Source organism: Salinimicrobium xinjiangense DSM 19287 (assembly GCF_000423585.1).
Lineage (GTDB): Bacteria > Bacteroidota > Bacteroidia > Flavobacteriales > Flavobacteriaceae > Salinimicrobium > Salinimicrobium xinjiangense.
This window is the reverse complement of the sequence record NZ_AUIG01000002.1, coordinates 93,844-120,011: the sequence shown is the minus strand read 5'-3', so window position 1 is coordinate 120,011 and position 26,168 is coordinate 93,844. Positions and strand designations below refer to the sequence as shown.

At 41.7% G+C, this 26,168-nt stretch carries 28 protein-coding genes and 1 pseudogene; 11 read left to right on the top strand and 18 right to left on the bottom strand.

Translation table 11 applies throughout. The annotated features are described in order from the left end of the window. Position 1: 1 nt before the first annotated feature. From G564_RS0102720 to hemA, 12 genes are all read right to left on the bottom strand, one after another. Positions 2-1,120 (bottom strand): NAD-dependent epimerase/dehydratase family protein, encoded by a 1,119-nt coding sequence (locus G564_RS0102720; RefSeq protein ID WP_029036305.1) that lies wholly within the window; start codon positions 1,118-1,120, stop codon positions 2-4. A gap of 19 nt (positions 1,121-1,139) precedes the next feature. Continuing rightward, positions 1,140-1,847, bottom strand: a complete 708-nt coding sequence (locus G564_RS0102715; RefSeq protein ID WP_029036304.1) for an SDR family oxidoreductase — start codon at positions 1,845-1,847, stop codon at positions 1,140-1,142. A gap of 328 nt (positions 1,848-2,175) precedes the next feature. Then, positions 2,176-2,652, bottom strand: a complete 477-nt coding sequence (locus G564_RS0102705) for a hypothetical protein (protein ID WP_029036303.1) — start codon at positions 2,650-2,652, stop codon at positions 2,176-2,178. 65 nt (positions 2,653-2,717) lie between these two features. Then, on the bottom strand, positions 2,718-3,068 hold the full coding sequence (locus G564_RS0102700) for a hypothetical protein (protein ID WP_029036302.1): 351 nt from the start codon (positions 3,066-3,068) through the stop codon (positions 2,718-2,720). 26 nt (positions 3,069-3,094) lie between these two features. Beyond that, positions 3,095-4,060 (bottom strand): porphobilinogen synthase, encoded by a 966-nt coding sequence (hemB, locus tag G564_RS0102695; RefSeq protein ID WP_029036301.1) that lies wholly within the window; start codon positions 4,058-4,060, stop codon positions 3,095-3,097. A 122-nt stretch (positions 4,061-4,182) separates the two neighbouring features. Next, the gene (gene hemF / locus G564_RS0102690; RefSeq protein WP_029036300.1) at positions 4,183-5,085 is read right to left on the bottom strand and encodes an oxygen-dependent coproporphyrinogen oxidase; all 903 of its coding nucleotides are present in this window, start codon (positions 5,083-5,085) and stop codon (positions 4,183-4,185) included. Beyond that, positions 5,082-5,576 (bottom strand): DUF6973 domain-containing protein, encoded by a 495-nt coding sequence (locus G564_RS0102685; protein WP_029036299.1) that lies wholly within the window; start codon positions 5,574-5,576, stop codon positions 5,082-5,084. The genes hemF and G564_RS0102685 overlap by 4 nt, the downstream gene beginning before the upstream one ends. Positions 5,577-5,578: 2 nt before the next feature. Continuing rightward, positions 5,579-6,607: a uroporphyrinogen decarboxylase gene (hemE, locus tag G564_RS0102680; RefSeq protein WP_029036298.1), complete on the bottom strand. Its 1,029-nt coding sequence runs from the start codon at positions 6,605-6,607 to the stop codon at positions 5,579-5,581. 9 nt (positions 6,608-6,616) lie between these two features. Then, the gene (locus G564_RS0102675) at positions 6,617-7,168 is read right to left on the bottom strand and encodes a transposase (RefSeq protein ID WP_029036297.1); all 552 of its coding nucleotides are present in this window, start codon (positions 7,166-7,168) and stop codon (positions 6,617-6,619) included. A gap of 100 nt (positions 7,169-7,268) precedes the next feature. Then, positions 7,269-7,979, bottom strand: coding sequence for a uroporphyrinogen-III synthase (locus G564_RS0102670; RefSeq protein WP_084625569.1), 711 nt, complete (start codon positions 7,977-7,979; stop codon positions 7,269-7,271). 42 nt (positions 7,980-8,021) lie between these two features. Further along, a complete protein-coding gene (gene hemC, locus G564_RS0102665; RefSeq protein WP_029036295.1) occupies positions 8,022-8,945 on the bottom strand; it encodes a hydroxymethylbilane synthase in 924 nt (307 codons plus the stop codon). After that, entirely contained in the window at positions 8,942-10,201 is a 1,260-nt protein-coding gene (hemA, locus tag G564_RS0102660) for a glutamyl-tRNA reductase (RefSeq protein ID WP_029036294.1), read from the bottom strand. Before hemA ends, hemC begins: the two co-directional genes overlap by 4 nt. Before the next feature lie 210 nt (positions 10,202-10,411). Here hemA and G564_RS0102655 point away from each other — a divergent pair, with 210 nt between their 5' ends. From G564_RS0102655 to G564_RS0102620, 8 genes are all read left to right on the top strand, one after another. After that, positions 10,412-11,308: a helix-turn-helix domain-containing protein gene (locus G564_RS0102655; protein ID WP_029036293.1), complete on the top strand. Its 897-nt coding sequence runs from the start codon at positions 10,412-10,414 to the stop codon at positions 11,306-11,308. Between the two features lie 88 nt (positions 11,309-11,396). Beyond that, complete coding sequence (gene hemH / locus G564_RS0102650; protein ID WP_029036292.1) at positions 11,397-12,428, top strand: ferrochelatase; 1,032 nt, start codon at positions 11,397-11,399, stop codon at positions 12,426-12,428. A gap of 52 nt (positions 12,429-12,480) precedes the next feature. Then, positions 12,481-12,744, top strand: coding sequence for a hypothetical protein (locus tag G564_RS0102645; RefSeq protein WP_029036291.1), 264 nt, complete (start codon positions 12,481-12,483; stop codon positions 12,742-12,744). Continuing rightward, positions 12,734-13,030: a type II toxin-antitoxin system RelE/ParE family toxin gene (locus tag G564_RS20870; RefSeq protein ID WP_029036290.1), complete on the top strand. Its 297-nt coding sequence runs from the start codon at positions 12,734-12,736 to the stop codon at positions 13,028-13,030. Before G564_RS0102645 ends, G564_RS20870 begins: the two co-directional genes overlap by 11 nt. Positions 13,031-13,037: 7 nt before the next feature. Continuing rightward, entirely contained in the window at positions 13,038-13,586 is a 549-nt protein-coding gene (locus G564_RS0102635; RefSeq protein ID WP_029036289.1) for a CopD family protein, read from the top strand. A 35-nt stretch (positions 13,587-13,621) separates the two neighbouring features. Beyond that, positions 13,622-15,076, top strand: a complete 1,455-nt coding sequence (locus G564_RS0102630) for a sensor histidine kinase (RefSeq protein ID WP_029036288.1) — start codon at positions 13,622-13,624, stop codon at positions 15,074-15,076. Positions 15,077-15,082: 6 nt separating this feature from the next. Beyond that, entirely contained in the window at positions 15,083-15,865 is a 783-nt protein-coding gene (locus G564_RS0102625; RefSeq protein ID WP_029036287.1) for an enoyl-CoA hydratase/isomerase family protein, read from the top strand. A 47-nt stretch (positions 15,866-15,912) separates the two neighbouring features. Further along, a complete protein-coding gene (locus G564_RS0102620) occupies positions 15,913-16,986 on the top strand; it encodes a PA0069 family radical SAM protein (protein ID WP_029036286.1) in 1,074 nt (357 codons plus the stop codon). Here the strand turns inward: G564_RS0102620 and G564_RS0102615 are convergent. The 3 genes from G564_RS0102615 to G564_RS0102605 form a co-directional block, all read right to left on the bottom strand. Next, positions 16,983-17,651 carry an HD domain-containing protein gene (locus tag G564_RS0102615; protein ID WP_029036285.1) on the bottom strand — a complete coding sequence of 223 codons (669 nt, stop codon included), beginning with the start codon at positions 17,649-17,651 and terminating at the stop codon, positions 16,983-16,985. The two genes, G564_RS0102620 and G564_RS0102615, sit on opposite strands and share 4 nt — an antisense overlap. A 12-nt stretch (positions 17,652-17,663) precedes the next feature. Further along, positions 17,664-18,440, bottom strand: coding sequence for a lysophospholipid acyltransferase family protein (locus tag G564_RS0102610; RefSeq protein WP_245583650.1), 777 nt, complete (start codon positions 18,438-18,440; stop codon positions 17,664-17,666). 129 nt (positions 18,441-18,569) lie between these two features. Next, entirely contained in the window at positions 18,570-18,980 is a 411-nt protein-coding gene (locus G564_RS0102605) for a BrxA/BrxB family bacilliredoxin (protein WP_029036283.1), read from the bottom strand. Between the two features lie 146 nt (positions 18,981-19,126). Between G564_RS0102605 and G564_RS0102600 the strand changes: the two genes are divergently transcribed. Next, positions 19,127-19,855, top strand: a complete 729-nt coding sequence (locus tag G564_RS0102600; protein ID WP_029036282.1) for a TerB family tellurite resistance protein — start codon at positions 19,127-19,129, stop codon at positions 19,853-19,855. A 6-nt stretch (positions 19,856-19,861) separates the two neighbouring features. On the opposite strand, the pseudogene G564_RS20255 reads toward G564_RS0102600, so the two are convergent. Next, positions 19,862-21,442: pseudogene (locus G564_RS20255) on the bottom strand (TonB-dependent receptor domain-containing protein). Between the two features lie 81 nt (positions 21,443-21,523). After that, a complete protein-coding gene (locus G564_RS20250) occupies positions 21,524-22,132 on the bottom strand; it encodes a carboxypeptidase-like regulatory domain-containing protein (RefSeq protein WP_156879162.1) in 609 nt (202 codons plus the stop codon). A 98-nt stretch (positions 22,133-22,230) separates the two neighbouring features. On the opposite strand from G564_RS20250, the gene G564_RS0102590 reads away from it, so the two are divergent. Both G564_RS0102590 and G564_RS0102585 read left to right on the top strand, forming a co-directional pair. Then, positions 22,231-22,893 (top strand): metal-dependent transcriptional regulator, encoded by a 663-nt coding sequence (locus G564_RS0102590; RefSeq protein ID WP_029036281.1) that lies wholly within the window; start codon positions 22,231-22,233, stop codon positions 22,891-22,893. Further along, complete coding sequence (locus tag G564_RS0102585; protein WP_029036280.1) at positions 22,890-23,711, top strand: ZIP family metal transporter; 822 nt, start codon at positions 22,890-22,892, stop codon at positions 23,709-23,711. Before G564_RS0102590 ends, G564_RS0102585 begins: the two co-directional genes overlap by 4 nt. Positions 23,712-24,066: 355 nt before the next feature. On the opposite strand, the gene feoB is transcribed toward G564_RS0102585, so the two are convergent. After that, complete coding sequence (gene feoB / locus G564_RS0102575; protein ID WP_029036279.1) at positions 24,067-26,166, bottom strand: ferrous iron transport protein B; 2,100 nt, start codon at positions 26,164-26,166, stop codon at positions 24,067-24,069. Positions 26,167-26,168 lie beyond the last annotated feature (2 nt).

Below are 26,168 nucleotides of genomic sequence, written 5' to 3'. Positions count from 1 at the left end.
TTTATACGGTTAGACCTCTGGATGAAAGTTCACTGCTGGCTTTACTCACATTATCGGTAGCAATCTGTGTCTTAAGCCATTCTGCCAGTTCATACAAGCCATCTTCGAATTTAACTTCAGGTTTAAATCCGAGTAGCTTTTCTGTTTTTGTAGTGTCGGCAAAACAATGTCTTATATCTCCAACACGGTATTTTCCGGTGACTTCTGCCTTTAAATTATCCTTGCCCATCACTCCTGCAAGTTTATCGGCTATCTCCAGTATGGTGTATTTGTTTCCGCTACCCACGTTGAATACTTCCCCATCGGCTTCAGGTTTTTCCATGGCTAAGCGAATAGCACGGGCCACATCTTTGACATGAATAAAATCCCGTTTCTGTTTTCCGTCCTCGAAGATCATAGGCGGATTATTATTCAGCAGCCTTGAGGCAAATATGGCAAGCACTCCGGTGTAGGGATTGGAGAGTGCCTGACGGGTTCCGTAAACATTAAAGAACCTCAATGCAGTTGCCGGAAAATTATAAGCCTTTCCGGTGATAAGACTTAATCTTTCCTGATCATATTTAGAAAGTGCATATACCGAAGAAAGATTCGGATTTTTAGATTCAGGTGTAGGGACAGGCTCCAGCTCTTTTCCATTGCTGTCATACATCTCCCATTGACCCTTTTTGAGATCGGAAAGTTTTCTTTCACAATCCATTCTCTTTTCTCCCTTTTCATCCAGGTAAAGACCTTCTCCATAGATGCTCATACTCGATGCGGTTACCAGTTTTTCAACAGGCTTATCCATTAAAGCTTCCATGAGCACTGCAGTACCCACGTTATTTACATCTGTGTAGTCTTTGATTTGATACATACTTTGTCCAACACCAACCATGGCGGCAAGATGTATCACAGCGTCAACACCTTCAAGAGCCTTTTCCACTGCTGCCTTATCCCTTACGTCTCCTATTTGAAGTTCAACATCCTGATGAAGATATTCGGGACGGGTAGCATTTTCTCCATGTACCTGCTCTGAAAGGTTATCAAGAGCACGGACTTTATATCCTTTATTTAAAAGTTCATCTGCGAGATGGGACCCTATAAACCCGGCCCCTCCGGTTATTAAGACTTTTTTCTGCATCGATCTACATTTTGGTTGGTTAGAAATCCTGTAATGTTGGTCTTGTTATGATTTTATTTATACTTGTTCCTTTTTTCTTGTTTAAAGCATACCACACATCTTCTGCAATCTCTTCGGAAGTTATAGCGCCCATCCCCATTTTTTCTACGGAATTGTCACCGGAGATCTGGTGCTTATAAAATGCGGTATCCACTATTCCGGGACTTACGACAGTTACATTGATGTACGGAATTGTTTCCAGTCTTAATGTTTCAGCAATGACTTCAAGCGCCGTCTTTGAAGCGGCATAAATTCCGCCATAAGGGTGTGGCTGGTTTGCTGAAACAGATGAAATGAAAACTACGTTTCCTCTTTTATTTTCAATCATGTGCGGAGTAAAGGCCCTGATGCATCTCAATGCACCCATGATATTTATGTCCAGCACTTTTTTCCATTTTTCCGGATCCCCTTCTGTAAGTTTCTCCTGAATTCCCTGTCCTGCATTGAGGATGAGATATTCCGGATGTCCAAAATTCTTTGTAACCCAGGAATAAAGTTCGTCTATCTCCTCGCCGCTGGTCACATCACACTTTCTCATTTCAATGTCCCCGGCTAATTTTTCGCCATCTGCTTTATCTGCAACAATTACTTTAATTCCTTGGCTGTTTAATTTTTCGGCTATTGCTTTCCCTATTCCGCTGCTTCCGCCGGTGACAATTGCGATTTTGGAATAAGTGCTTTTATTCATTACAGTTGAAAATTTTTAAGGTCTTTCCAGACATTTGTTCGGCAGGTATAATCGTAGGGGGGTAAAAACCTGCGGAAAAAACGGCAAAGTCAACCTGCCGCTTCATTTTCAAAGGTACATGAGGAGGCTGTGAAATTGTATTAAAGCAAGCCTAAAACATTCTTAAACCCCTGGTGGGGACTGGCTTTGTCAAGAGGATCAGCAGCCGACCGGGAGTGAGATAATTCTTAATAAATTCAGCAGCTATAGGGGATGATGAAGCACCTAAAAAACAAAACAGGAGTTTTAGCTCCTGTCTGTTGAAAATAACGTTAAGAAAAGTTTATGACTAAGAATACTTCTGAAGGATCTTTTGCCACTTTATGGCATTATCCAATCGTTCTGTTTTCTGAGTAACCGGATCTTCTTCCTCGGCGTAAAAAACAATTTTTTTCTTTACTGTTCCATCTGCATTTCTCATCTGAAGGGCGATTTCCCTTACTTCATCCATGAGGGAAGTAGAAATTCCGTCTTCATCAGTTTTTGTGAGATCGATTTTAGAAACCTCTTCAAGGTCGATGACCTGTAGTTTTGCCCCACTTCCGGTGCGTAATAGGAAGAACTTTTTAGCTGTTTTATCCAGTCCCAGGGAAAGGCCATTGATATTTTTGGTTTCATCCAGGCTATAGCCTTGCTGATGTGCCAAAAATGCCATTTTCTTTGCTCTTTTTTTCTCCTGGAGAGATTGAGTGTAAACCAGGTAACCTACGGGAGCTACAAATAATATGAGCAATCCCAAACCCATAAGGGTTGATGCTGTATCCATTTCTAATGATTTTTAATTGTGAATTTTAATTGTCTAAACGTGCAGAAACCTGCAGATTCAAAGCTTCACAAGAAAAAATGCTTCGGAAATAGCTGTTGAGAGATGTTTTTCCTAAGATCCCGGGTATAAACGAGATTTGCCGCTTCAGAAGGAGTGGCAACTGACACAAATTTTACAGGTACGACCGAAGAGATCGGGAAAAATGTCTTGTTTGAAAAGTCTGAGATCTCCTGGAAAGGATTTTCTCTGAAAGCAAAAAGAGAAATGTTTGCAGCCCGAAGATCTTCAGAAGATAAAGGCAGTTCTTCCTTTACTTCAGAAGAAGAAAAACTATAGGCGGAAGCCTTGCCAATACTGAAAAAGGCAAGAATCAGGATCAGGTATTTTCCGAAGTTTTTCATCTGCTGCTGCTGCAAATAAAAGTAATCAAAAAGTGGACCGCTTATAGCAGTTTAACAGCGTCTTTCGCAAAATAACTCGCGATCATATGTGCACCGGCTCTTTTAATGGCCGTAAGCTGTTCCAGCATTACCGCATCATGATTCAACCAGCCTTTTTCGGCTGCCGCTTTTAGCATGGAATATTCCCCGCTCACCTGGTAAACCGCCACCGGAACATTCACCACATTCCTGATGTCACGAACTATGTCAAGATAGCAAAGTCCCGGTTTGACCATCACGATATCTGCCCCTTCTTCGATATCCTGCAGCGTCTCTTTGACCGCTTCCTCCCGGTTCGCCGGATCCATCTGATAAGTTTTCTTGTCTCCAAATCCGGGTGCCGAATCTAAAGCGTCTCTAAAAGGCCCATAAAAAGCTGAAGCGTATTTGGCGCTGTAGCTCATGATGCCGGAATTATGAAATCTTTCCTGCTCCAACAGCTCCCTAATCGCTTTAATCCTGCCGTCCATCATATCACTTGGCGCTACAAAATCGGCTCCCGCCTGCACATGAGAAAGCGACATTCTTGCCAGTACTTCTTTAGTAGCGTCGTTTACAATCTGCCCGTTTTCAACGATCCCGTCGTGACCGTAAGAGGAGTAGGGGTCAAGGGCAACATCGGTCATCACCAGCATTTCAGGCACTGCATCTTTTACTGTCTTTACCGCCCGTTGCATGAGTCCGTCGGAGTTGACAGCTTCAGTTCCTTTATTGTCTTTTAGATTATCCGGAACCTTGACAAAGAGTAAGACAGATCTCAGCCCCAGGTCCCAGAGTTCTTTTACCTCCGTCTTTAAAAGATCCAGGCTGTACCTGTAATAATTGGGCATGGAAGTGATTTCCTCCTTTACATTCTGCCCCTCCACCACAAACATTGGTACAATGAAATCGTTGGGAGTAATGCTGGTTTCCCTCACCAGGCTTCTTATGGCTTCTGTAGTTCTAAGTCTTCGGTTTCGTATTAACATAATTCAAAATTCAAGGTTCAAAATTCAAGATTTTTTTGGTTCGAGATTTAAAATTCACCGTTCAAGGTTATGTCACTATGCTCTGATCACTGATCACTGATCACTGACCACTGATCACTAATTTACACCCATTCTCTCGGCTGTTCCAAAACCCTCACCAACTTCTCCTCCTCACTACCGGGTTCGGGGTGGTGGTCGTATACCCACTGCACGTGTGGAGGGAGGCTTATGAGAATGCTTTCGATCCTCCCATTGGTCTTTAATCCAAATAAGGTGCCTTTGTCGTGCACGAGATTAAATTCAACATAACGGCCGCGCCTTATTTCCTGCCAACTGCGTTGCTGCTCATTGTATGGCAGATCTTTTCTTTTTTCTACAATGGGTAAATAGGCTTCCAAAAAGCTGTCGCCTACATCTGTAACGAAATCATACCACTGCTCTTCATCCCTTTCTTCGGAAGGCTTTAGATAATCAAAGAACAATCCGCCGATTCCCCGGGCTTCATTGCGGTGGGAGTTGTGAAAATATTCGTCGCATTTTTTCTTGAAATCCGGGTAAAAATCAGGATCATGTCTGTCACAGGCTTGTTTGCAGATCTTGTGGAAATGTGCTGCATCCTCTTCAAAAAGGTAGTAGGGGGTAAGATCTTGTCCGCCGCCAAACCAGCTGTCCACAGTGTTTCCTGCTTTGTCGTACATTTCGAAATACCTCCAGTTGGCGTGTACTGTGGGAACCATGGGATTCTTAGGATGGAGGACAAGACTGATTCCGCAGGCGAAGAAATCTACATCTCCCACTCCAAAATGTAACTGCATGGCCGGTGCAAGAGGGCCAAAGACTTTCGAAATATTCACACCTCCCTTTTCAAAAACGGCTCCGTTTTCGATCACCCTGGTACGGCCTCCGCCGCCTTCCTCGCGGTGCCACAGATCTTCTTTGAAAACAGCTTCTCCATCCATAGCTTCAAGATTGGCCGTAATCCTGTCCTGCAGGTTTTGGATGTAAGCGTAGAATTTTTCTTTCATCTTTTTATTTTTTCAATAAAGACTAATATGCTTTGCTCTTCTTCAATTTCTGCTGGACTTTTCACCTGGACTGCTTCCGCGGTCATTTGTTGCAGCACAGTTAAGATATCCATTTCTTTTCCGGAGAAATTCAGAAACAATTCTCTCCCTATCTTGTTGTTATGCAGATCCATCATCTTCGCCAGATCTTCATTTGGGGCGAGCCGTTCATGAAGATCAGTGATCTTTTTGCTCCAACTCATGACTCTTTCCGGACATCCTGCAACTGGTAAACAGTACTGACAGATCAAATAATTCCAAAGCGCATGTCGAAAAGCATTTGTTCTGTTGTCTTCATGATGTAGATCGCCGTAAAGCCGATCAGAAATTTCAACCGCTCTGTTGGTAGCTTTATAGGTCGGAATAAGGTATTGGGGGCGTCTTAAAAAGACTAAACAAAGAACAACGAGTTCCCGAAAATTGAGGGACGCTATTCTTCTCTCTATCGCCACCTTTATTTTACTTTATACTCTTTTACTGCTTCTACAAATGCGATAGCGTTCTCAACCGGGATATCGGGAAGAATTCCGTGACCCAGGTTTACCACGTATCTGTCCTTACCAAATTCATTGATCATGTTGTGCACCATCTCTTTGATCTTTGCCGGGGGGGAATAAAGTCGGCTGGGATCAAAATTACCCTGTAGAGTAATTTCTCCTCCTGTCAGTTTTCTCGCCATTTCAGGAGAGCAGGTCCAATCCACACCAAGTGCCGAAGCACCAGAAACTGCCATTTTATCAAGAGCAAACCAGCAGCCTTTTCCAAAGGCGATTACCGGAGTTTCACCTTTTAAGGCATCAATGATCTGCTGAATATATTTCCATGAAAATTCCTGGTAATCCTGCGGTGACAACATTCCACCCCAGGAGTCAAAAACCTGCACGGCATCGACTCCCGCTTCAACTTTTGCCTTTAAATAAGCAATAGTCGTATCGGTGATCTTTTGAAGCAGCGTATGAGCTGCCTGCGGATTCGTAAAGCAGAATTTCTTTGCAATATCAAAGTTCTTGGATCCCTGTCCCTGTACAGCATAACATAGTATTGTCCACGGAGAACCGGCAAAACCTATAAGAGGCACTTCATTATTAAGTTCCTTTTTGGTCATTTTTACAGCTTCCATTACATAGCCCAGACTTTCATGCACATCGGGGACAATTACCTTTTCTACATCTGCTGAGGTTCTAACGGGATTTGGGAGCCATGGTCCCAGTCCGGGTTTCATTTCCACTTCGATGTTCATGGCTTGTGGGACTACGAGAATATCACTAAAAAGTATAGCCGCATCTGTTCCTACCTGGTGGATTGGCATAACGGTAATTTCTGTAGCCAGTTCGGGAGTGCGGCAACGTGTGAAGAAGTCATATTTTTCCTTCAGCTTCATAAAATCGGGAAGGTATCTTCCTGCCTGCCTCATCATCCAAACCGGCGGACGTTCTACGGTTTCACCTTTTAATGCTCTAAGAAAGAGGTCGTTTTTTATCATAGTATAATTCTATTCTAATGTTAATTGGTCAGACAAAGAGATTTTGCGAATGTCGTGTACTTCTTCGAAGTTCTTTTTCCCTCCAAAAAGCTCAAAAATTTCGTCTGATTTTATAATTTTTGAAGACTCTTTTAATATTTCTTTATAGGAAGAAAAAGAATAGTCTTTAAAATCTTCCCCAAAATGGATTTGGGGATTCAAATTTACATAGATTATAAGTTGTTTCAAGTAAGATTCCTTATTTACTTTAATTCTCTTAAAGTGTTTTTCAAATAAACTGCCGCTCCTGTTTTCCAATTTATTATATGCCTTTGCATAGGAATTAAAGAAATTTGAAAAGCATTGGGTGACTTCTTTAGTTTCACCTTCAATTCTCACAACGAGATGAAAATGGTTTTGGAGAAGACAGTATGCAAAGGTGGAAACCTTTCCGGATAAGTACTTGTTATATTGTTTAAGGAAGTAAAATTTATTTTCTTCATTAGAAAAAATGTTCGACCTATTTATCCCCCTATTATAAAGGTGATAAACCGAATCCTTCTCTAACGTTTCAAGTTTCATTTTTCTACTTCATCAGACCTGCAAGGTCTTTTTTGGACCTTGTAGGTCTTGTTCGGATTTGTTTAAGACCTACAAGGTTTTGAAAACCTTGCAGGTCAATTTACCCACTAAAATATTTCACCACCTGCACGATCACATTTTCTACAGAAGGTGTCGAAGTCAGGACTATTTTATCTGTGTATTTCCCGGCTTCTTCGGCAGTTGTGGTACCTATACAGAAGACCACACTTTCATTAAGATCATTTTCGCTACAGTAGCTTTTGACTGCACTCGGGCTGAAAAACAGCACTCCGTCAAAGATACGATCAATTTTTTTTGGACTCAGTTCAGTGTCGTATACCTCTACCTCTTTTAGGGGAATTCCTGCTTTCTTTAGACCTTTCGGAAGAGCGTCATGTCGACTTTTTCCGCAGATAAAAAGAAAACTTTCGCCCGAATGTTCTTTAACTATTAATGAAGCCAGATCTTCTCCATAATTTGCTGTTTTACAAATGTGAAAGCCATTTTGAGTTAAGAACTCTGCAGTTTTATAGCCAACGCAAAAAATATTCCTCTGCTGAAAATACCTTTTTGAAGGGTGGTCCAAAATAGCTTTTACAGCATTTTTACTGGTGAAAATAATATTTTCAGGAATTTCATTTATTTTAAATGGAAGAGGGACTATAGAAATAAATTCTTTCTCCACTAATCCGATACCACGGTTGAGCAGCAATTCTCTTTGATTGGTCTTCAGTTTCTTAGTGGAAAGCACAGTGACCCGGCTCTCTGTGGAGTGTGGAAAAGGAGAGTTTGGTTCTGTTTTTTCTGACAATTTCTGAATTTTTCAAAATTGTTTTGCTTCAGCAAGAGAGGATTATCCTTTGGTGTTATTGACCTGCTGCTTTATTTGCTTCATAAGTTCGGCGCCACCGGCCTGCAGGATCTCTTCTGCACAGGTTCTTCCGAAGCCTTTATGTTCCGAAACAGGGATTGTCTTTTCTACTCCTATTCTCTGCTGCCCATCCAGACTGAACAAAGCACCTTTAAAATGAATATTGTCGCCTTCAATAGTGGCCAAAGCGCCAATGGGAGCGGTACATCCGCCTTCAAGAACTCTTAAAAATTCTCTTTCCATATGAACGCAGATTTCGGAAGGTTCATGATTCAAAGCCGCTAAAGCTTTAAGGCAAAAATCGTCTTCCTCTTTGGCAACGACTAGCATTGCTCCCTGTGCGGGTGCCGGGATCATCCACTTAAGATCTATATAGGATTCTGGTTTTATATTAATGCGCTCCAGCCCGGCAGCCGCGAATATGGCCCCGTTCCAGTCACTATCCTCCAGTTTCTGAAGTCGGGTGTTCACATTGCCCCGCAAATCCACAATTTCGTGGTTTGGATATTTATGTAGCCATTGCGCCTGTCTTCGAAGACTTCCTGTGGCCACTATACCTTCTTCATTTAAAAAGTCTGTACCCTTATGGATCAAAATATCCTGCGTATGTGCTCTTTTTAATACCGCTCCCTCTACTATACCCTTGGGCAAAGCGGTGGGAACGTCTTTCATGGAATGAACCGCAATATCAATAGCATCGGTCAACATTGCTACGTCAAGAGTCTTGGTAAAGATTCCCGTTATTCCGAATTCATACAGAGGCTTGTCAAGAACCAGGTCTCCCTGAGATTTTACCGGAATTAATTCAGTTTGATGCCCCAGCTTTTCAAGAGCGTTCTTAACAGCGTTTGCCTGCCAAAGCGCCAGTTCACTGTCTCGTGTTCCGATGCGGATTATTTTATTCATCGCTTCGCCGTCTCTTCCAGTTGAAATACCTTTTGAATAAGTTCCAGGCTTTCATCTGTAGTATTTGAATCTCCCTTAAGGTGATTGGCGAATTGGTTCATGATCTTCTGAATAATACGATCTCCTAAAATTTCGGCCTGGCGGTCATTAAAATTCTCAATTTTCCTACGCTGAAAATCCACTTCGGCATCCTTCATGTCTCTCAATTTCTTTTTAAGAGCCTTTATAGTTGGTGCAAATTTTCTTGTTTCCAACCAGGAGTTGAATTCAGCTTCGGCTTCAGCTATTATTTGTTGTGCCAGGGGAATTGCTGCTTTTCTTCGTTCCAAAGTTTCATCTGTCATTTGAGAAAGATGATCCAGATGAATTACAGTAACACCGGGAAGATCCCTTACCTCGTCTGAAACATTCTTCGGAATCGATAAATCCAGGATCAACAAATCCTTCTTATTGTAGATAAGTTCTTTTGTAATGGTAGGAGTTTGAGCGCCTGTAGCCACTATTAAAATATCAGCCTGTCTTATCTCTGCCTGTAGATCGGCGTAATCTTTAACTGTGAGATCAAATTTACCTGCTATTTTTTCAGCTTTATCTTTAGTCCTGTTGATAAGAGTTATATGATGATTCTTAGTGTGTTTCACCAGGTTCTCACAGGTGTTACGACCTATTTTTCCTGTTCCAAACAACAAAATGTCCTGATCTGCAGGTTTGTCGTAATTCTTTAAAATATATTGTACCGAGGCAAAACTTACTGAAGTTGCCCCCGAAGAAATGTCTGTATCATTTTTGATGCGCTTACTGGCCTGAATCACGGAATTTACCAGCCTCTCCAAAAAGGGATTTGAGACTCCTATATCCTTTGACTGAATAAATGCCGATTTTATCTGGCTAATTATTTCAAAGTCTCCAAGGATTTGGCTATCAAGACCGGTCCCCACTCTAAACATATGAGAAATGGCGTCTTTGTTCTTATAGACATAAGCCACTTTTTCAAACTCCTCAACCGTTCCGGGTGTATGTTCGCACAAAAGTTTGATCAACTGAAAAGGATGCTGGGCAAAACCATAGATCTCAGTTCGGTTGCAGGTGGAGGTTACAATAATTCCGTCGATACCTTCAGTTTTTGCCTGCTCAAGCAAATTTTTCTTTCCGGTCTCGTCTAAACTAAAATGTCCTCTTATCTCTGCGTCGGCCTTTTTATAACTTAGCCCGATTGTATAAAAATGTTTTCCTCTTGAAATATTATAATCTTCCATGTACCTGATTAGGATTCCAACGGACAAAATTAAGATAAGGTTAATTTAAAAAACAACGCTAAAAGTACATTTTTTGTCGCTACACGTGATTTTCTTTCAAAAACTGATCAATATCATATATTTGGGCTAATTTTACCTGTCAAATCTGGAAAACCTGATTTCTAGTTTAGAATAAATCTAAATAAAGGTGTCAATAATTAATGAAAAACCATGGAAGAAAATATCGCTCAAGGTTCCTTTGAAAAGACCCGACTCGAAGAAGGATTTTATCTTCTGAAATTTCAGAATACACGGCAGCAGCCCGTGAAAATTCAGCGGAATATCAATAGTGATTTCATACAATTTCATTTTTCCGGTAAGGGAGAGAACAGATTTTTCTTTAATAATGGCAGTTATAAAATACCATTGCCTGAAGAGAACGTACTGCTTCTGTATAATCCTAAAAGAGACCTCCCGATAGACCTTGAATTACAACCGGGGAGCTGGGTTGTGTCAATCATTATATCCATCAAGAAGTTTCACGCCCTGTTTTCCGACGAAGCCGGGTACATTAGTTTCCTGAATCTGGAAAACAGGGATAAGCAATATTATAAAGATACACCTCTTTCCCCGGGAATGATGATTGTTCTTAACCAGATCTTCAATTATAACATCGTTCCTACGATCAGGATTCTATATTACAAAGCAAAGGCTTATGAGCTGCTGAGTCTCTATTTTAACAGGTCTGAAGAACCCGATATCGAACAATGTCCATTTTTAAGTGATGAAGAGAATGTTCTTAAAATAAGGAAAGCTAAAGATATTGTAATAGCCAATATGGCCGAGCCTCCGTCTTTACAGGAGCTGTCCAGAGAAATAGGTCTGAGTCTCAAAAAATTAAAAGAGGGTTTTAAGCAGATCTATGGAGATTCTGTTTTCAGCTTTTTATTCGATTACAAGATGGAATATGCCAGAAAGCTACTGGATTCCGGAGATTACAATGTAAATGAAGCAGGGCTAAAGGTGGGGTACAGTACTTCCAGTCACTTTATCGCGGCATTTAAAAAGAAATTTGGGACCACACCCAAGAAATACCTTATGTCGCTGTCCTCGGAAGCACAATCATAAATTCCTTCAATGATGCTATTCTTCTAAAGCCGGGTAAGAGATTTTTCTTCCGGTTATTTTAATAGTATTTTTGAACCAAATTATTAAGATGAGCAAAGGAGTATTACTCGTTAATTTGGGATCGCCGGATAGTACAGATCCTGCAGATGTAAAGAAATATCTTGATGAGTTTCTAATGGATGAACGGGTGATCGATGTCCCTTACTGGGCCCGTACTTTACTGGTGCGAGGGATCATCCTCAATACCCGTCCAAAGAAATCGGCAGAGGCTTACGAAAAGATCTGGTGGGAAGAAGGATCTCCTTTAATAGTCCTTTCAGAAAGGCTTCAGGAAAAAGTAGATGCTTTGACTTCTGTGCCTATTACTCTGGCAATGCGCTACGGAAAGCCTTCTATCAAAAGCGGGCTACAGGAATTACATGACAAGGGGGTGGATGAGGTGTTGATCTTTCCAATGTATCCACAATTTGCTATGGCAACTACGGAAACTATTCTGGTATTGGCTGAAGAGCTTCGGAAAAAGCATTTTCCGAAAATGCAGTTCACTTCAGTTCCTGCATTTTACAATCACGAAGATTACATCAGGGTGCTTGGAACGAGTATATCAGAATCTTTAAAAGGAGTGGAATTTGACCATCTTCTTTTCTCTTATCACGGAGTTCCTAAAAGGCATATCAGGAAAAGCGACATCACTAAATCTCATTGTAAGATTGATGGCAGCTGTTGCCAGACCCCCTCTCCGGCACATCAGTTCTGTTACAGGCATCAGTGTTATGAGACTACCAAACTGGTAGCCGAATACCTGGGGCTCGAAAAAGGAAAATATTCCGTCTCTTTCCAGTCAAGGCTTGGATTTGATCCATGGTTGCAGCCTTATACTGACAGGACCATAGAGAGAAAAGGCCTTGAAGGAGTAAAGAACCTGGCTATAGTTACCCCTGCATTCGTATCTGACTGTCTTGAAACCCTGGAAGAGATCGCCATGGAAGGCAGGGAGATCTTTGAAGAAGTAGGAGGTGAGAAGTTCACGGTAGTTCCCTGTCTAAATGATCGGGACGATTGGGTGAAGGTACTGGCCCGCTGGATCGATGAATGGGCTCACCAGAATGTTGCCGTATAATACCCTTTTTGGCACTTTAGCAGAAAGTACTTTTCATTATTTTTGTTAGGATATGGAAAATGAAGGCCTAAAAAAGAAGCTTATCCAGAAGATAAGAGACTGTGATGATGCCGCCGTTCTTAAAGCGCTGGATGAGATTTTTGCTGAATTTTCTGAAGTAAGGGAGAGAGGTGAAAATTATATTAAAGAGTTAAATGTTCCTGCCAGTCACTATCATAAAATAGAGGAGGAATTCAGGAAATATAAAAGTGGAGAAATAGAAGGAATTTCGTGGAAAACATTTCGCCAAGAGATTAAGAATACTCATGGCTTTTAAACCTGTTCTCCTTCCCCGCGCCCAGAATGAGATCTCTGATGCAATTGATTGGTACGAAAGGCGGGAAAAAGGATTAGGTGAATATTTTTTAATTGAGTTGGAAAATGAATTGAACCGAATCGTTAATAACCCGTTGATTTTTAAAGAAACCGACGGAACTCATACCAAATTCAGAAAAGCAGTACTCAGTAAATTTCCTTTTATCATACTGTTTACACTTTCAGGAGATGATATTATAGTTCATTCGGTCTTCCATTCCAGCCTAAATCCATATAAAAAACCATAAATCTTTAGTGGAATACTACAATTACATAAAAGCCCTTCACCTCATTTTTGTAATCACATGGTTTGCCGGTTTGTTCTACATTCCGAGGCTTTTCATTTACCACATAGAAGCTGCCGAGAAACCGGAGCCCGATAAAAGCATTTTAATCGACCAATTAAAGATCATGACCAGGAGGTTGTGGTTTATCATTACGTGGCCTTCGGCCATTCTGGCAACCTTATTTGCGGTATGGTTATTATTACTGGCGCCGGTATGGCTGCAAATGCCTTGGATGCACGTAAAACTTGCATTCGTCGTTCTGCTTTTTGCATACCATTTCAAGAGTCACCAGATTTTTAGACAGCTTCAAAGAGACAAAATAACCTGGAGCTCAAATCAAATGAGGTTGTGGAATGAAGGTTCAACTCTTATTTTATTTGCTGTTATATTTCTGGTGATCCTGCGGGACGCCTTAAACTGGATCTATGGGGTTCTGGGAATCTTTTTGCTTGCCGGAATGCTCATGCTCGGGATAAGGGTTTATAAAAGGCTTAGATCTAAAAATCCCGAACTTTAGAATGGTTTAATAATTGTAACTAATTTGCCACTTAAATTAAAGCTTTGAAATTCTCCTTAAGAACACGAATTTTTCTGTCAATGATCCTGCTGGTGTTGTTAGCCTCCGTCCTAATTGGGGGTATAACTGTCCTACAGTACAAGCGGGAGGCTCAGGAGTATCACCGGGAGCGGCTTGAGCGAAAGGAGGAAGCAATAAGGGAGCATATCAAATTTGTGGTGGAAAGCACTACATACGAGGTGAACGAAGATAATGTTTACCTCATCCTTAAAGAAAGGGACAAGATCCATGAGATCTCACAGGTGCATAATATGCCCATTAACGTTTACAGCCTGCAGGGAGACCTGGTGCTTAAATCGAATCAATCCTTCTTTCCTGATACTACAGATCTTCGGCTGGATCGAAGTGTAGTGGAGCAACTTGCCTCATCCTCTCAAAAAAGGGTTTTGAGACAAACAGTGAAAAATGACAAACGTTTTCAGTCATCCTATACTTATATTACCGATAACAAATTCCGGCCCCTTGCAATTTTAAATCTTCCTTATCTGGAAGATGATTTTTTCATCACAAGAGACCTGCGTAATTTTCTTGTTCGCCTTACCGAGGTGTACCTGTTCATGCTGGTACTGGCAATTTTACTGGCTTACTTTTTATCTAAATATATCACCCGAAGCCTTAAAACTATTTCCGAAAAGATTCATCAAACCCGTTTAGACAAGAAAAATCAAAAGATAGAGATCGGTAATGTAAGTGAAGAAATTTTTACTCTGGTAAATGCCTACAACTCCATGATCGATGATCTGGAAGAGAGTGCTGTAAAGCTTGCCACCAGTGAACGGGAGCAGGCCTGGCGTGAAATGGCAAAGCAGGTGGCTCATGAGATCAAGAATCCTCTAACTCCAATGAGGTTAAGTGTTCAGAGCTTTCAGAGGAAATTTGATCCAAACGATCCTCAAATGCAGCAAAAGGTAGATGAATTTAGTGATACTTTAATTACTCAGATCGATACCATGAGTTCTATTGCCTCGGCTTTTTCGAACTTTGCAAAGATGCCCGCACAACAGAATGAAACTCTTAATGTACCTAAAATAGTAAAACTGGCACTCGATATTTTCAATGAAGATTACATTCTGTTTTCTTCTGAAAAAGAGGAGATAATTGCAAAATTTGATCGTACCCAGTTAATTAGAGTGGTTACCAATCTCGTGAAAAATGCGGTGCAGGCAGTAGCTTTGGAGAAGAATCCGGCGGTATTGGTCACTGTGACCGAAGAGCAAGGCCGGGCTTGTCTAACAGTTTCCGACAACGGAGTGGGAATTTCTGAAGAAAACAAGCCTCTCATTTTTGAGCCCAAGTTTACTACAAAATCAAGTGGTATGGGTCTTGGTCTTGCAATGGTGAAAAATTTAGTGGAGAGTTGTGGTGGTAGCATCACCTTTACTTCCAAATTAAATAAAGGCACTATCTTTAAGGTACATTTTCCAAAATAACATTATATGAATTTCGAAAATATTTTATTTGAAGAGAACGACCAAATCGCTTATATCACCATTAACCGGCCAGCAAAACTGAATGCCTTGAACAGAGCAACTATTCAGGAATTGCATGAAGCTTTCGCTTCTGCCGAAGAGGATAGGGATATAAAAGTCATTATTCTCACCGGAAGCGGGGAAAAGGCTTTTGTGGCAGGTGCTGATATCAGCGAATTCGCAGATTTTTCTGCCGAAGAAGGCAGGCGTTTGGCAGCCGAAGGTCAGGAGAAACTTTTTGATCTCGTGGCGAATTTGTCAAAACCGGTTATTGCCGCAGTTAATGGCTTCGCTCTTGGAGGGGGACTCGAACTGGCTATGGCTGCTCATTTTAGAATCGCAAGTGATAATGCGAGAATGGGTCTTCCTGAGGTTTCTTTAGGCGTTATTCCCGGCTACGGGGGAACGCAGAGATTGCCGCAGCTTGTAGGGAAAGGCAGGGCTATGGAAATGATCATGACTGCAGGGATGATAGATGCACGTCAAGCCCTGGAATATCATCTGGTAAATCATGTTACCACCACCGAAGAACTTATTCCTTTAGCCGAAAAGATTGCGGGTAAGATCATGAACAATTCCTCTGTAGCGATTGCGGCAGCCATAAAAGCAGTTAATGCTAACTATGAAGACGGAGTTAATGGTTATAAGGTGGAGATTGAAGGATTCGGCAGATCATTTGGCACCGCCGATTTTAAAGAAGGAACTTCAGCCTTTTTGAATAAACGTAAAGCAGACTTTCCTGGAGAATAAATAGGATATTTTCCAATATATAGGATTTTTTCCTATTTTTGTTCCTTATGGAGAGGAGCGATTACATCAGAGGAAGGGGAGCCCAGCATCAGGTAAAGAACAGGTTTGATTCCCTGGGCTATGAATTAAGAGATGATTTTCTCAACTATTGTGCGGCAGAAGGAGAGGAAGCTACCTCTTCAAAGACTTCCTTTATTGACACTTTTCCAAAGACCATTGTGAATAATGTAACCAGCCCCGACGTGGGGCTGGAATTTTCTCTTAACCCCTATCAGGGTTGTGAACATGGATGTGTTTACTGCTATGCCCGGAATTCGCATGAGTATTGGGGATATGGCGCGGGTTTGGATTTTGAGCAAAAGATACTGGTCAAACGTAATGCGGTGGAATTGCTGGAGCAAAAGCTGCGGAGTAAGAGCTGGAAAGCTGTTCCCATAGTTCTTTCGGGAAACACAGATTGTTATCAGCCTGTAGAGCGCAAGCTGGAGATCACCAGGAAATTGCTGCAGGTATTCCTTAAATACAAACATCCTGTGGGCATCATCACTAAAAATGCTCTTATACAGCGGGATGTTGATATTCTTCAGGAGTTGGCTAAAGACAATCTTGTAAGGGTAAATCTTTCCATTACTTCACTTGATGAACGCACGCGACAGCTCCTGGAACCAAGAACTGCAAGTATTAAAAAACGTCTTGAAACAGTGGAATTATTATCCTCTAAAAATATTCCGGTAAGTGTAATGATGGCACCCATTATTCCTTCTATCAACAGCCACGAGATCCTTCCCCTGGTAAAAGAAATTTCTGAGAGAGGTTCCATTGGTGTAGGTTATACTGTAGTAAGACTGAATGGCGCTATTGGAGAAGTTTTTTCACAATGGATAAGAAAGGCAATGCCCGGAAAGGCTGAGAAAGTCCTTAATCAGATTGCAGAATGCCACAACGGAAGTCTGAATGACAGCCGCTTTGGTGCCAGAATGAAAGGAGAGGGAAATATTGCCGATCAGGTAGCACAACAATTCGCCATCGCTCGAAAGCTATATCTTAAGGATAAAGAAAGGCCTTCGCTTAATTGTGATCTTCACGAGCAGTATAAGGACGGGCAAATGAAACTCTTCTAAAAATCCCATTTTTGAAAGGGTAGTCCCCACTCTCGGTAAAATTGCTTCAGGAATTCTTCCATAAAAACATGCCGCTCTTCTGCCAGTTTTTTTCCTGTTTCTGTATTCATACGATCTTTCAGAAGGAAAAGTTTCTCATAGAAGTGATTAATAGTTGGAGCTGTAGAATTTTTATATTCTTCCTTGCTCATGTTGAGGTTTGGCTTAATAGCGGGGTCAAATATCGGTCTGCCTTTAAAGCCTCCGTAGTTGAAGGTACGGGCAATTCCAATCGCGCCCAGAGCGTCAAGTCTGTCTGCATCCTGAACAACCTGCAGTTCCGGAGAATTAAATTCCTGAGTTTCGTTTCCGCCTTTAAAGGAAATCCAGTTAATGATATTCACCACGTGGTCAATAATATCATCGGGAACTTCCTGCTCCTTCAGAAAATTCTTCGCCAGTTGCGGGCCAATTGACTCATCTCCATTATGAAACTTGTAGTCTGCGATGTCGTGCAGCATGGCTCCCAGCTCTACTACGAGAAGATCTACATCCTCTCCGGCAGCAATCTCCCGAGCATTCTTAAGAACCCGCTCAATATGGAACCAGTCATGGCCTCCTTCAGCATTTTTCAGGCGGCCTTGCACAAATGAAATGGTTTGTTCTATGACGTGGTTCTTGTTCATACAAAAAGATCGTTAGTTATAGATATCTGCAATTATGGTTCTTTCTATCATTGCAACCATGGCTTCAGGATCTTCTGCATTTGCAGAGATAGGCTCATGAACTTTAAACCTGAGGTGAACTCCAATTCCCATGGGGAAACTTCCGTAGCGAAAAAGCTTCCAGCTGTTGTTGATGCTTATGGGAACCACCACAGCACCGGGCATTTTTTTAATAAGCAGCTGCAAACCCTGGACAGCAAATTTCTTAGGCGCTCCCGTGCGGCTGCGGGTGCCTTCTGGAAAAATAACAGCCGACCGACTATTTTTATTAAGGTACTCTGAAAATTTGCTCATTTTAACAAGTGCTTCCCGGCCATTCTTACGGTCGATTAGCAAGTTTCCACCATGTCTCAAATTAAATGATATACTGGGAATACCTTTTCCCAGTTCCTTCTTACTTACAAATTTAGGATGGTGCTTCCTCATATGCCAAATAATAGGCGGGATGTCATACATCCCCTGGTGATTGGCTACAAAAATACATGGTCTGTCCAACGGGAGCTTGTGAGGATTTTCAAAAGAGTAGCGGGTACCTAAAATGTTTAGACAGCGTAAGAGAAAAAAATTAAATATGTCAACACTTTTTTTATGGGCCTGATAGCCACCCAGTTTAAGGCATATCCATTGAATTGGATGAAAGATAAGCAGGGTTATAAAAAAGAAAATGTAAAATAATACCGAAAGCGGATAGGAAAGGATCTTTTTGAAGGTCTTCATTTTTACTTGCTTGTAAAAGGCTGCAATTTCCATAATTTAATCCTGCTGTGCAAAACATAATCAAAAGCCGGATTTTTTTGAAGAGCTCGTAAATTTTTACTTCATAAAAAAGCTGTCAAAAATAACATTTTTGACAGCTTAGGTTTTTCTGGCTTCGCTTTCTTAACAGAACTCGTTATAAGCTTCTGTAAGATTGTCGGCTATAATTTCTGCGGGACGGCCTTCAATGTGATGTCTTTCCAGCATATGCACAAGTTCGCCATCTCTAAACAATGCCATAGATGGAGAAGAAGGAGGGAAAGGAACCATATAATCACGGGCTTTCTCTGTTGCTTCTTTATCAACACCTGCAAAAACTGTTACCAGATGGTCTGGACGTTTGCTGTTTTGCAGACTCATTCTTGCGGCCGGTCTTGCATTCGCTGCGGCACAACCACATACCGAATTCACCACCACCAGGGTAGTTCCTTTTCTGGCAATCGCCTCATCAACCTGCTCTACTGTATGTAATTCTTCAAACCCAATACTGGTAAGATCTTCGCGCATTGGCTTTACTAATTCCGGTGGATACATATTTATAAATTTTATTATTAGAACTAAAAGCGCAAAGATACCAAATAAAAGTAAGAGGATAAATTCTGAAGAGTTAAACCCCCGCGTTGCTCTCTTACAAAAAAAGCCATTGTAAAATACTATCTTTGCAGCCCAAAAGTACCGGAATGATCAAATGGTTTGCCGCTTTTGTCGGTTTTATGTTTTATGGAATTCGTGGAGCCATCCTCGGATTTATTATAGGTAGTCTTATAGATTTTCTTACCTCATCCCGCAGAGGCGGATTTCGGGTCTTTTCTGAGGAAGAGCGGGTCACTCCCGGAGATTTTGAGCTTCACCTGTTAACACTTTCGGCTATAGTTATTAAAGCTGATGGTAAAGTGAGTCAGCAGGAAATGGACTATGTCCGCAATTATTTTGTGCAGGCTTACGGCAAGGAGCGCGCAAATGCTGTTTTTCGGACATTTAACGAGGTAGTTAAGGACAGGGAACTCGATGAAGCCAGGATCGCACAATTCCTTGCAGCCCGTACCCAATACGCTGCCCGTCTTCAAATTGTGCACTTCCTGTTTAGCATCGCAAATGCAGATGGACGTGTAAGTGAAGCTGAAGCGAGAAAGATAAGATCCATTGCAGGACATCTAAGGATTGGTGTGAAGGATTACGAGAGTCTTCATGCCATGTTCTTTAAAACAACCGATAATTCCTATAAGATCCTGGAGATTGACAAAAATGCAACCGATGCTGAGGTTAAAAAAGCCTACCGCGAAATGGCCAAGAAATATCATCCCGATAAATTAGGCCACATGGATGAAGCTTACCGAAAAGGGGCCGAAGAAAAATTTCGCCGGGTTCAGGAAGCCTACGAACAAATACAAAAGGAGAGAGGAATCTGATTCCTCTTAAAAATCATACTGCAGGTTTATATTAACATTTCTTCCCGGACTACCAACTTCAAAAGGTCTTAGTATGGACATATGATCTACATAGGTTCTGTCAAGGACGTTTTGTATTTTCAATCCTGCACTCAAGGTATGATCTGTAAAATAAATTTTTTTACTAAGACCGGCATTTAAGAGCATATAACCCGGGGTAGGCTCTTCATTTTCGCCGGTTCTTTGCTGTGAATCGACCACACGTGTCCCTGTATATAGGTAGAGACTCCGATTTTTTAGTGCATAATAACCCAGTTCTGCGGAATAATTGTCTGGTGGAATGAAGTTCAGGGGATTCTCTGTCTCCAGGTCAATTCCTCTGACTACTGCTCCGGATATTTTTGTTTCTAACCGGTTAGGTTCAAACCAGGTATGACTAAATTCAAACTCCGCCCCATAAAATCCCGCATTGGTCTGGTCAAATTTTCATATTTCAAGATTGTCTTCTGGTCTGTTTTCACCAGTGGGAGCAAAGAATATGAAGTTTCTAAGCCGGCTGGCAAAAGCAGAAGCCGTCCCTGTAAAGCGGTCTTTTCTATACGAATAGCTTATATCTGCCTGTAAACTTTGCTCCCGGTCAAAATTATCATTTCCCATTTCAAACCTGCTGGTTCCGGGATGAGGGCCGTTCGAAAACAACTCCGCAATATCAGGAGCCCGGAACCCGGTGGAAATATTCACTTTTAGAGTGCTCTCAGAGTTTATTTTTCCGGTCACTCCAAGAGATCCGGTAAAACCGGTGAATTCCCGCGACAACTTCCTGTTTTCGGGATCGCCCGGTAAAATGAAATTTGCATCAAGCAGGTTCTTTGAACCTGCATTGGCAGTGACTCTCCTGTAATCATACCTTAGTGCCCCCTGAAAAAACAGAGGCCCCTTTTTGAGGCTTGCCAGATAATATAATGCATGCTCGTTAACCTTAGCATCAGGAATCAGGAATTCCTGCGCATTTTCCATATTTCGGCTTTTTATAAAACTTCCCTGAAGGCCTAAATTGTGCTTTATCGTACCCAAGTGGGTTCGGATTCCTGTATTGTAAAAGGTATGGTTCTGATTTAACCCAAGGTCTGTCTGTCTGTATTGCTCCTCTATTTCCTTTCTTAGATTTAGGTGATGGGAAATATGCAGAAAGATTTCCGTCTTTCCATGGAAGCTGTTCTGGTCATAGGAGAGGAGATAATCTGAAACTTTCTGGTATGGCAACTGCATATCCCGGTCATTTCTCTTAGTTGCAAGGCTTTGTTCATCTTTCATTTCCTCGTCGATTATTATTCCTAGGTTTTGGGTATTAAAGGTAAAGGAGAGCTTGTTCTGAAAGTTCTCTTTAGTGAAGCCCGTATGAAGGCGCAAGGTTGAGGTGTTGAACCGGCTATTCCCAATGACACGATCATTTCCGTCGGCATAATCGGCGTGATTTTCGTAGGCGGCGTCTGCAGCCAGGAATAGCTTATTTTCCAACTGCTTTCCTGCGGAAGCAAAAGTGCGTATGCCACGGGAGACGTGATTATAGCTTGATCCGAATTTTCCTGTGAGGTGATTTGAATCCACATAATAGTCATCGTCCTTTAGTACCAGTACTCCTCCTAAAGCTCCCGATCCATATAAAACTGAAGCGGGTCCTTTGATCACCTACGCCCTTTTTATTCCGAGATCATTGATCCCCAGGCCGTGGTCTGCACCCCATTGGTGGTTTTCCAGTTTGTTACCCTGATAAATAGTGACAATGCGGGAAAAACCCAGTCCTCTTATAAAAGGTTTGACAATGCCATGGCCAAACTCTGCCCCATATACACCGGGCACTTCTTTAAGGGTACCCATAACACCCAAAGGACTTCCTTTCTTCTCTATGCCCTTTAAACTGATACTGGAAATATTATACGGGGATTGGCGGGTAATACCGGTGTGATGATCTACAAGTATGACTTCCTCCAATTCATTCGTAATCTCCTGTAATTTGAGATTAAGACTGTTGTTCTCACCGGCAAAAACAGCAATTTTCTTTGTGATGGTTTGATATCCCAGAGCGCTAATGGTAAGATCAATTTTGCCGGCAGGGAGTTTGTTCAGAATATAATTGCCTTTATCATCTGTACTGGTTCCAATCCCATAAGCCTGACAATAAATACTTGCGCCTGGCACTCCCTTACCTCCGGCTGTTATTTTGCCTTTCAAACTCGCTGTTTGGGCAATGAGATTAAAGCCGAATAGCATTAATAAATAAAATAAGACAGTTCTCACGCTAAATTTTTTACAAATCTATAAATAAAATTTAGATAAGTCTAAAAATTGGATTTGATAAATTTAAATTTTAAATTTGACGCATAACAAAATCAGATATGTTCAGTTTTTCGGAAGAGAATTATCTTAAGGCAATATTTCATCTGGAAAAAAGATATTCCGGCGGGGTTAGTACAAATGCGTTGGCCGAAGAAATGGATACGAAGGCTTCATCAATTACTGATATGGTTCGAAAACTTTCGGAAAAAGGCCTGGTCAACTATAAGAAATATCAGGGGGTAAGGCTTAGTCAGTCGGGGAGAAAAACAGCTGTAGAGGTGATAAGGAAACATCGTCTTTGGGAAGCCTTTCTTGTTGAAAAACTGAATTTTTCCTGGGATGAGGTCCACGAAGTAGCCGAACAGCTGGAGCATATTCGTTCAGAAAAGCTCATTGATGAGCTCGACAGACTGCTGGGTTATCCAAAACATGATCCTCATGGAGATCCTATTCCCGATTCTGAAGGTAATCTCAGGACCTCTAACCGGGTCCTGCTTTCTGAACTTGAAAAAGGAGATGCCGGTATTTGTGTAGGGGTAAGAGATTCTTCTTCTGAATTTCTGCGATACCTTGATAAGAATGAAATTGCCTTGGGAAAAGAGATCAAAGTATTAACCAAGGAAAATTTTGACAACTCCATGTTCATAAAAGTAGGAGGAAGGGAATTAAGTATCTCTCAAAGCATTTCCAGCAATTTGTTTATAAAAATTTTTGAGAAATGAATCAAATTATAGCCTATTTCGAATCAATAGATCCTGTGATGGCTGCTTTTCTGGCCACTCTTTTCACATGGGGGCTCACCGCTCTCGGGGCTTCTCTGGTCTTCTTTTTTAAGAAGATGAACAGGGCTTTATTCGACGGAATGCTCGGCTTTACCGGAGGGGTAATGGTGGCGGCCAGTTTTTGGAGTCTGCTCGCTCCCGGCATAGAAATGAGCGAAGGTGAGGGATTCGTTAAAGTAATTCCGGCCGTAGTAGGTTTTGGTTTGGGGGCGCTATTCATATTCGGGCTGGATAAGATCCTTCCACACCTGCATGTTAACTTCAAAATGGCTGACAAGGAAGGGGTAAAAACTCCATGGCAAAAATCTGTTTTACTTACGCTGGCAATTACCCTTCACAATATTCCAGAGGGTCTGGCTATTGGAGTGCTGTTTGGAGGAGCTGCAATGGGGCTGGAAGGTGCAAGTATCGGTGGTGCTGTTGCCCTTGCCATGGGAATTGGTTTACAGAATTTCCCTGAAGGTTTTGCCGTAGCTATGCCGTTGAGGGGTCAGGGGATGAGCAGGTGGAAAAGCTGGAATTTCGGGCAACTTTCTGCAATAGTAGAACCTATTGCTGCAGTTTTAGGAGCCTGGGCTGTTTTGACATTTCAACCCATTCTTCCCTACGCGCTTTGTTTTGCCGCCGGCGCGATGATCTTTGTTGTTGTGGAAGAAGTTATTCCCGAAGCTCAGCAGGACCGGTTCACAGATATTGCCACCATGGGCTTCATTGGCGGTTTTATGGTCATGATGACTCTGGATGTTGGACTATCTTAGTCTGAATTACCGTGTATTAAAAGATGTCCCTCTCTCCGGTTTCTCCTGAAAGGAGTAGGCGAACATGCTCAAGAAAGATTGTAGTGAGAAGGAAATGATATAAGTGTGAAGAAAATATCACAATCTTCTGCAGAGGATTTTCCGAATAGAGTTATTAATATCAGTTCAGGAAAAAGTAAACTATTCGGGGGCTCAATGTTTTAATGACAGCTTCCGCAGCTAGTCTTACAGGCTTTTCCGTTTTTCTTCTTACTTCCGAAGATAAATTTTGGTTTATAAACAAATTTTGTAAACATATAACCTACCGCTAAGGCAAAGGTGATAAAAACGAGTATTTCCTGAAATAATTCCATAGTTATCTTAAAAATTGAAAAGCTAAGAGTGCCGCCAAATACGCAATTGCTGTCATAATAATTAACTGTAACACCGGCCATTTCCAGGTATTGGTTTCTTTTTTAACAATGGCCAGGGTACTCATACACTGCATGGCGAAGGCATAAAATAACAGCAAACTTACACCACTCGCCAAGGTAAAAAGAGGTCCTCCTAAAATATGATTAGTCTCTGATGCCATCCTGGATTTGATCGTTTCTTCTTCGTCACTTCCAACGCTGTAAATGGTGGCAAGAGTGCCCACGAAGACTTCCCTCGCTGCAAAGGAACTTATAAGTGCTATCCCGATTTTCCAGTCATAACCCAAAGGTGCAACGGCGGGTTCTATGGCCTTCCCAATATTTCCTATATAAGAATGCTGTAGTTTATAGGATGCGACCAACTCATCCAGCTCTTCTTCCGGAAGAAAGGTTTCACTGTAGTTGGCTTCCACAATTTCTCTGGCGTTATTAAAATTCTCTCCGGGGCCATAGCTGGCCAGCACCCAGAGAATAATGGATATCGCAAGAATGATCTTTCCTGCACCCAGAACAAAGGCCTTTGTTTTCTCCACCACATTTATACCCACATTTTTGAACATAGGTAGCTTGTAATTGGGCATTTCGATCACAAAGTAGGAGCGGCTTTTAATCTTCAAAATCTTGTGAAGTACCCAGGCCGAAAATATTGCCATTCCAAAGCCGAGCATATAAAGCAACATCAGCGTAAGACCTTGCAAATTAAATCCCATGAAAGATTCCTCGGGGATCACCAGAGCGATGATAATAAGATAAACCGGAAGCCTCGCAGAACATGTGGTAAAAGGAACCACCAGAATAGTAATTAATCGCTCCTTCCAGTCTTCAATATTTCGTGCCGCCATCACAGCCGGAATTGCACAGGCAGTCCCAGATACCAATGGCACAACACTTTTACCGCTAAGGCCAAACCGACGCATGGTTCTGTCCATAAGGAAAACTGCCCTGCTCATATAACCACTTTCCTCCAGAATAGAAATAAAGAGAAATAAGAAAGCAATTTGGGGTATGAAAATAACAACCCCTCCCAGTCCGGGGATTACCCCTTCAGATATCAAATTGGTAAAAGGTCCCGCCGGTAAAACAGACCGTGTTAATTCGCTTAATCTGGCAAAGGACTCATCTATGAAATCCATAGGATAACTGGACCAGTCATAAATTGCCTGAAAAATAAGTAATAGAATGGAAAAGAAGATCACATAGCCCCAAATCCTATGTGTAAGTATCCGATCCAATCCTGCCCTGAGCCCTTTAGCTGCATTTACATCTACGCTCATTGTTTTCTTAAGGGCTCCATTGATAAACTGATATCTTAGGATGGTCTCCTTTTGCTGCAATCTTTTAAGGGTAGAGTCGTCTTTGGTGATAAAATCTTCCTTTATGCCTATAGAATTTCGGTTTACATTTCCAAAGTTTACATCCTGGGTGATCACCAGCCAAAGCTTGTAGAGTGATTGATTGGGGAAAGCATTACGCAGCCTGTTGAAATATTCAGGGTCCATAGAGGATGCGTTGAGACAAGGCTCTGTGGAAAGATGTCTGTAATTGACTATATGTTCCTTTAGTTCCTCGATTCCTATTCGCTTTCGGGCACTTACAAGTACGACCTTCGTTTTCAGTTCCTTTTCCAGCGCCGGAACGTCAATGGAAATTCCTTTTCGCTCCATACGGTCGGCCATATTCACCACCAGGATAGTAGGAATTTCGAGATCTTTTATCTGCGTAAAGAGGAGTAGATTCCTTTTGAGATTTTCAACATCGCTCACAACTACCGCGACATCGGGATAATCCTTATCATTTTTATTCAGCAGCAGTTCTATTACCACATTCTCATCAAGAGAGGAGGCATTCAAGCTGTAGGTCCCGGGCAGATCCAGGATATGTGCCTTTATATTTTTGGGGAGTTTGCAAATTCCTTCCTTTTTCTCAACAGTGATACCGGGATAATTTCCTACCTGCTGATTTAAACCTGTTAGCTGGTTAAAAACAGAAGTCTTTCCGGTATTTGGATTGCCTATTAGTGCAACATTTAACTGTTTAGACATGA

Bases quoted from the DNA above. Each gene is read 5' to 3' on its own strand.
- G564_RS0102715 (WP_029036304.1), bottom strand. From the start codon at position 1,847: ATGAATAAAAGCACTTATTCCAAAATCGCAATTGTCACCGGCGGAAGC.
- feoB (WP_029036279.1), bottom strand. From the start codon at position 26,166: ATGTCTAAACAGTTAAATGTTGCACTAATAGGCAATCCAAATACCGGA.
- G564_RS0102605 (WP_029036283.1), bottom strand. From the start codon at position 18,980: ATGTATCCACCGGAATTAGTAAAGCCAATGCGCGAAGATCTTACCAGT.
- G564_RS0102590 (WP_029036281.1), top strand. From the start codon at position 22,231: ATGTTCAGTTTTTCGGAAGAGAATTATCTTAAGGCAATATTTCATCTG.
- hemH (WP_029036292.1), top strand. From the start codon at position 11,397: ATGAGCAAAGGAGTATTACTCGTTAATTTGGGATCGCCGGATAGTACA.
- G564_RS20870 (WP_029036290.1), top strand. From the start codon at position 12,734: ATGGCTTTTAAACCTGTTCTCCTTCCCCGCGCCCAGAATGAGATCTCT.
- hemF (WP_029036300.1), bottom strand. From the start codon at position 5,085: ATGAAAGAAAAATTCTACGCTTACATCCAAAACCTGCAGGACAGGATT.
- G564_RS0102645 (WP_029036291.1), top strand. From the start codon at position 12,481: ATGGAAAATGAAGGCCTAAAAAAGAAGCTTATCCAGAAGATAAGAGAC.
- hemA (WP_029036294.1), bottom strand. From the start codon at position 10,201: ATGGAAGATTATAATATTTCAAGAGGAAAACATTTTTATACAATCGGG.
- G564_RS0102720 (WP_029036305.1), bottom strand. From the start codon at position 1,120: ATGCAGAAAAAAGTCTTAATAACCGGAGGGGCCGGGTTTATAGGGTCC.
- G564_RS0102585 (WP_029036280.1), top strand. From the start codon at position 22,890: ATGAATCAAATTATAGCCTATTTCGAATCAATAGATCCTGTGATGGCT.
- G564_RS0102625 (WP_029036287.1), top strand. From the start codon at position 15,083: ATGAATTTCGAAAATATTTTATTTGAAGAGAACGACCAAATCGCTTAT.
- hemB (WP_029036301.1), bottom strand. From the start codon at position 4,060: ATGTTAATACGAAACCGAAGACTTAGAACTACAGAAGCCATAAGAAGC.
- G564_RS0102655 (WP_029036293.1), top strand. From the start codon at position 10,412: ATGGAAGAAAATATCGCTCAAGGTTCCTTTGAAAAGACCCGACTCGAA.
- G564_RS0102600 (WP_029036282.1), top strand. From the start codon at position 19,127: ATGATCAAATGGTTTGCCGCTTTTGTCGGTTTTATGTTTTATGGAATT.
- G564_RS0102675 (WP_029036297.1), bottom strand. From the start codon at position 7,168: ATGAAACTTGAAACGTTAGAGAAGGATTCGGTTTATCACCTTTATAAT.
- G564_RS0102610 (WP_245583650.1), bottom strand. From the start codon at position 18,440: ATGGAAATTGCAGCCTTTTACAAGCAAGTAAAAATGAAGACCTTCAAA.
- G564_RS0102620 (WP_029036286.1), top strand. From the start codon at position 15,913: ATGGAGAGGAGCGATTACATCAGAGGAAGGGGAGCCCAGCATCAGGTA.
- G564_RS0102615 (WP_029036285.1), bottom strand. From the start codon at position 17,651: ATGAACAAGAACCACGTCATAGAACAAACCATTTCATTTGTGCAAGGC.
- hemC (WP_029036295.1), bottom strand. From the start codon at position 8,945: ATGAATAAAATAATCCGCATCGGAACACGAGACAGTGAACTGGCGCTT.
- G564_RS0102705 (WP_029036303.1), bottom strand. From the start codon at position 2,652: ATGGATACAGCATCAACCCTTATGGGTTTGGGATTGCTCATATTATTT.
- hemE (WP_029036298.1), bottom strand. From the start codon at position 6,607: ATGATAAAAAACGACCTCTTTCTTAGAGCATTAAAAGGTGAAACCGTA.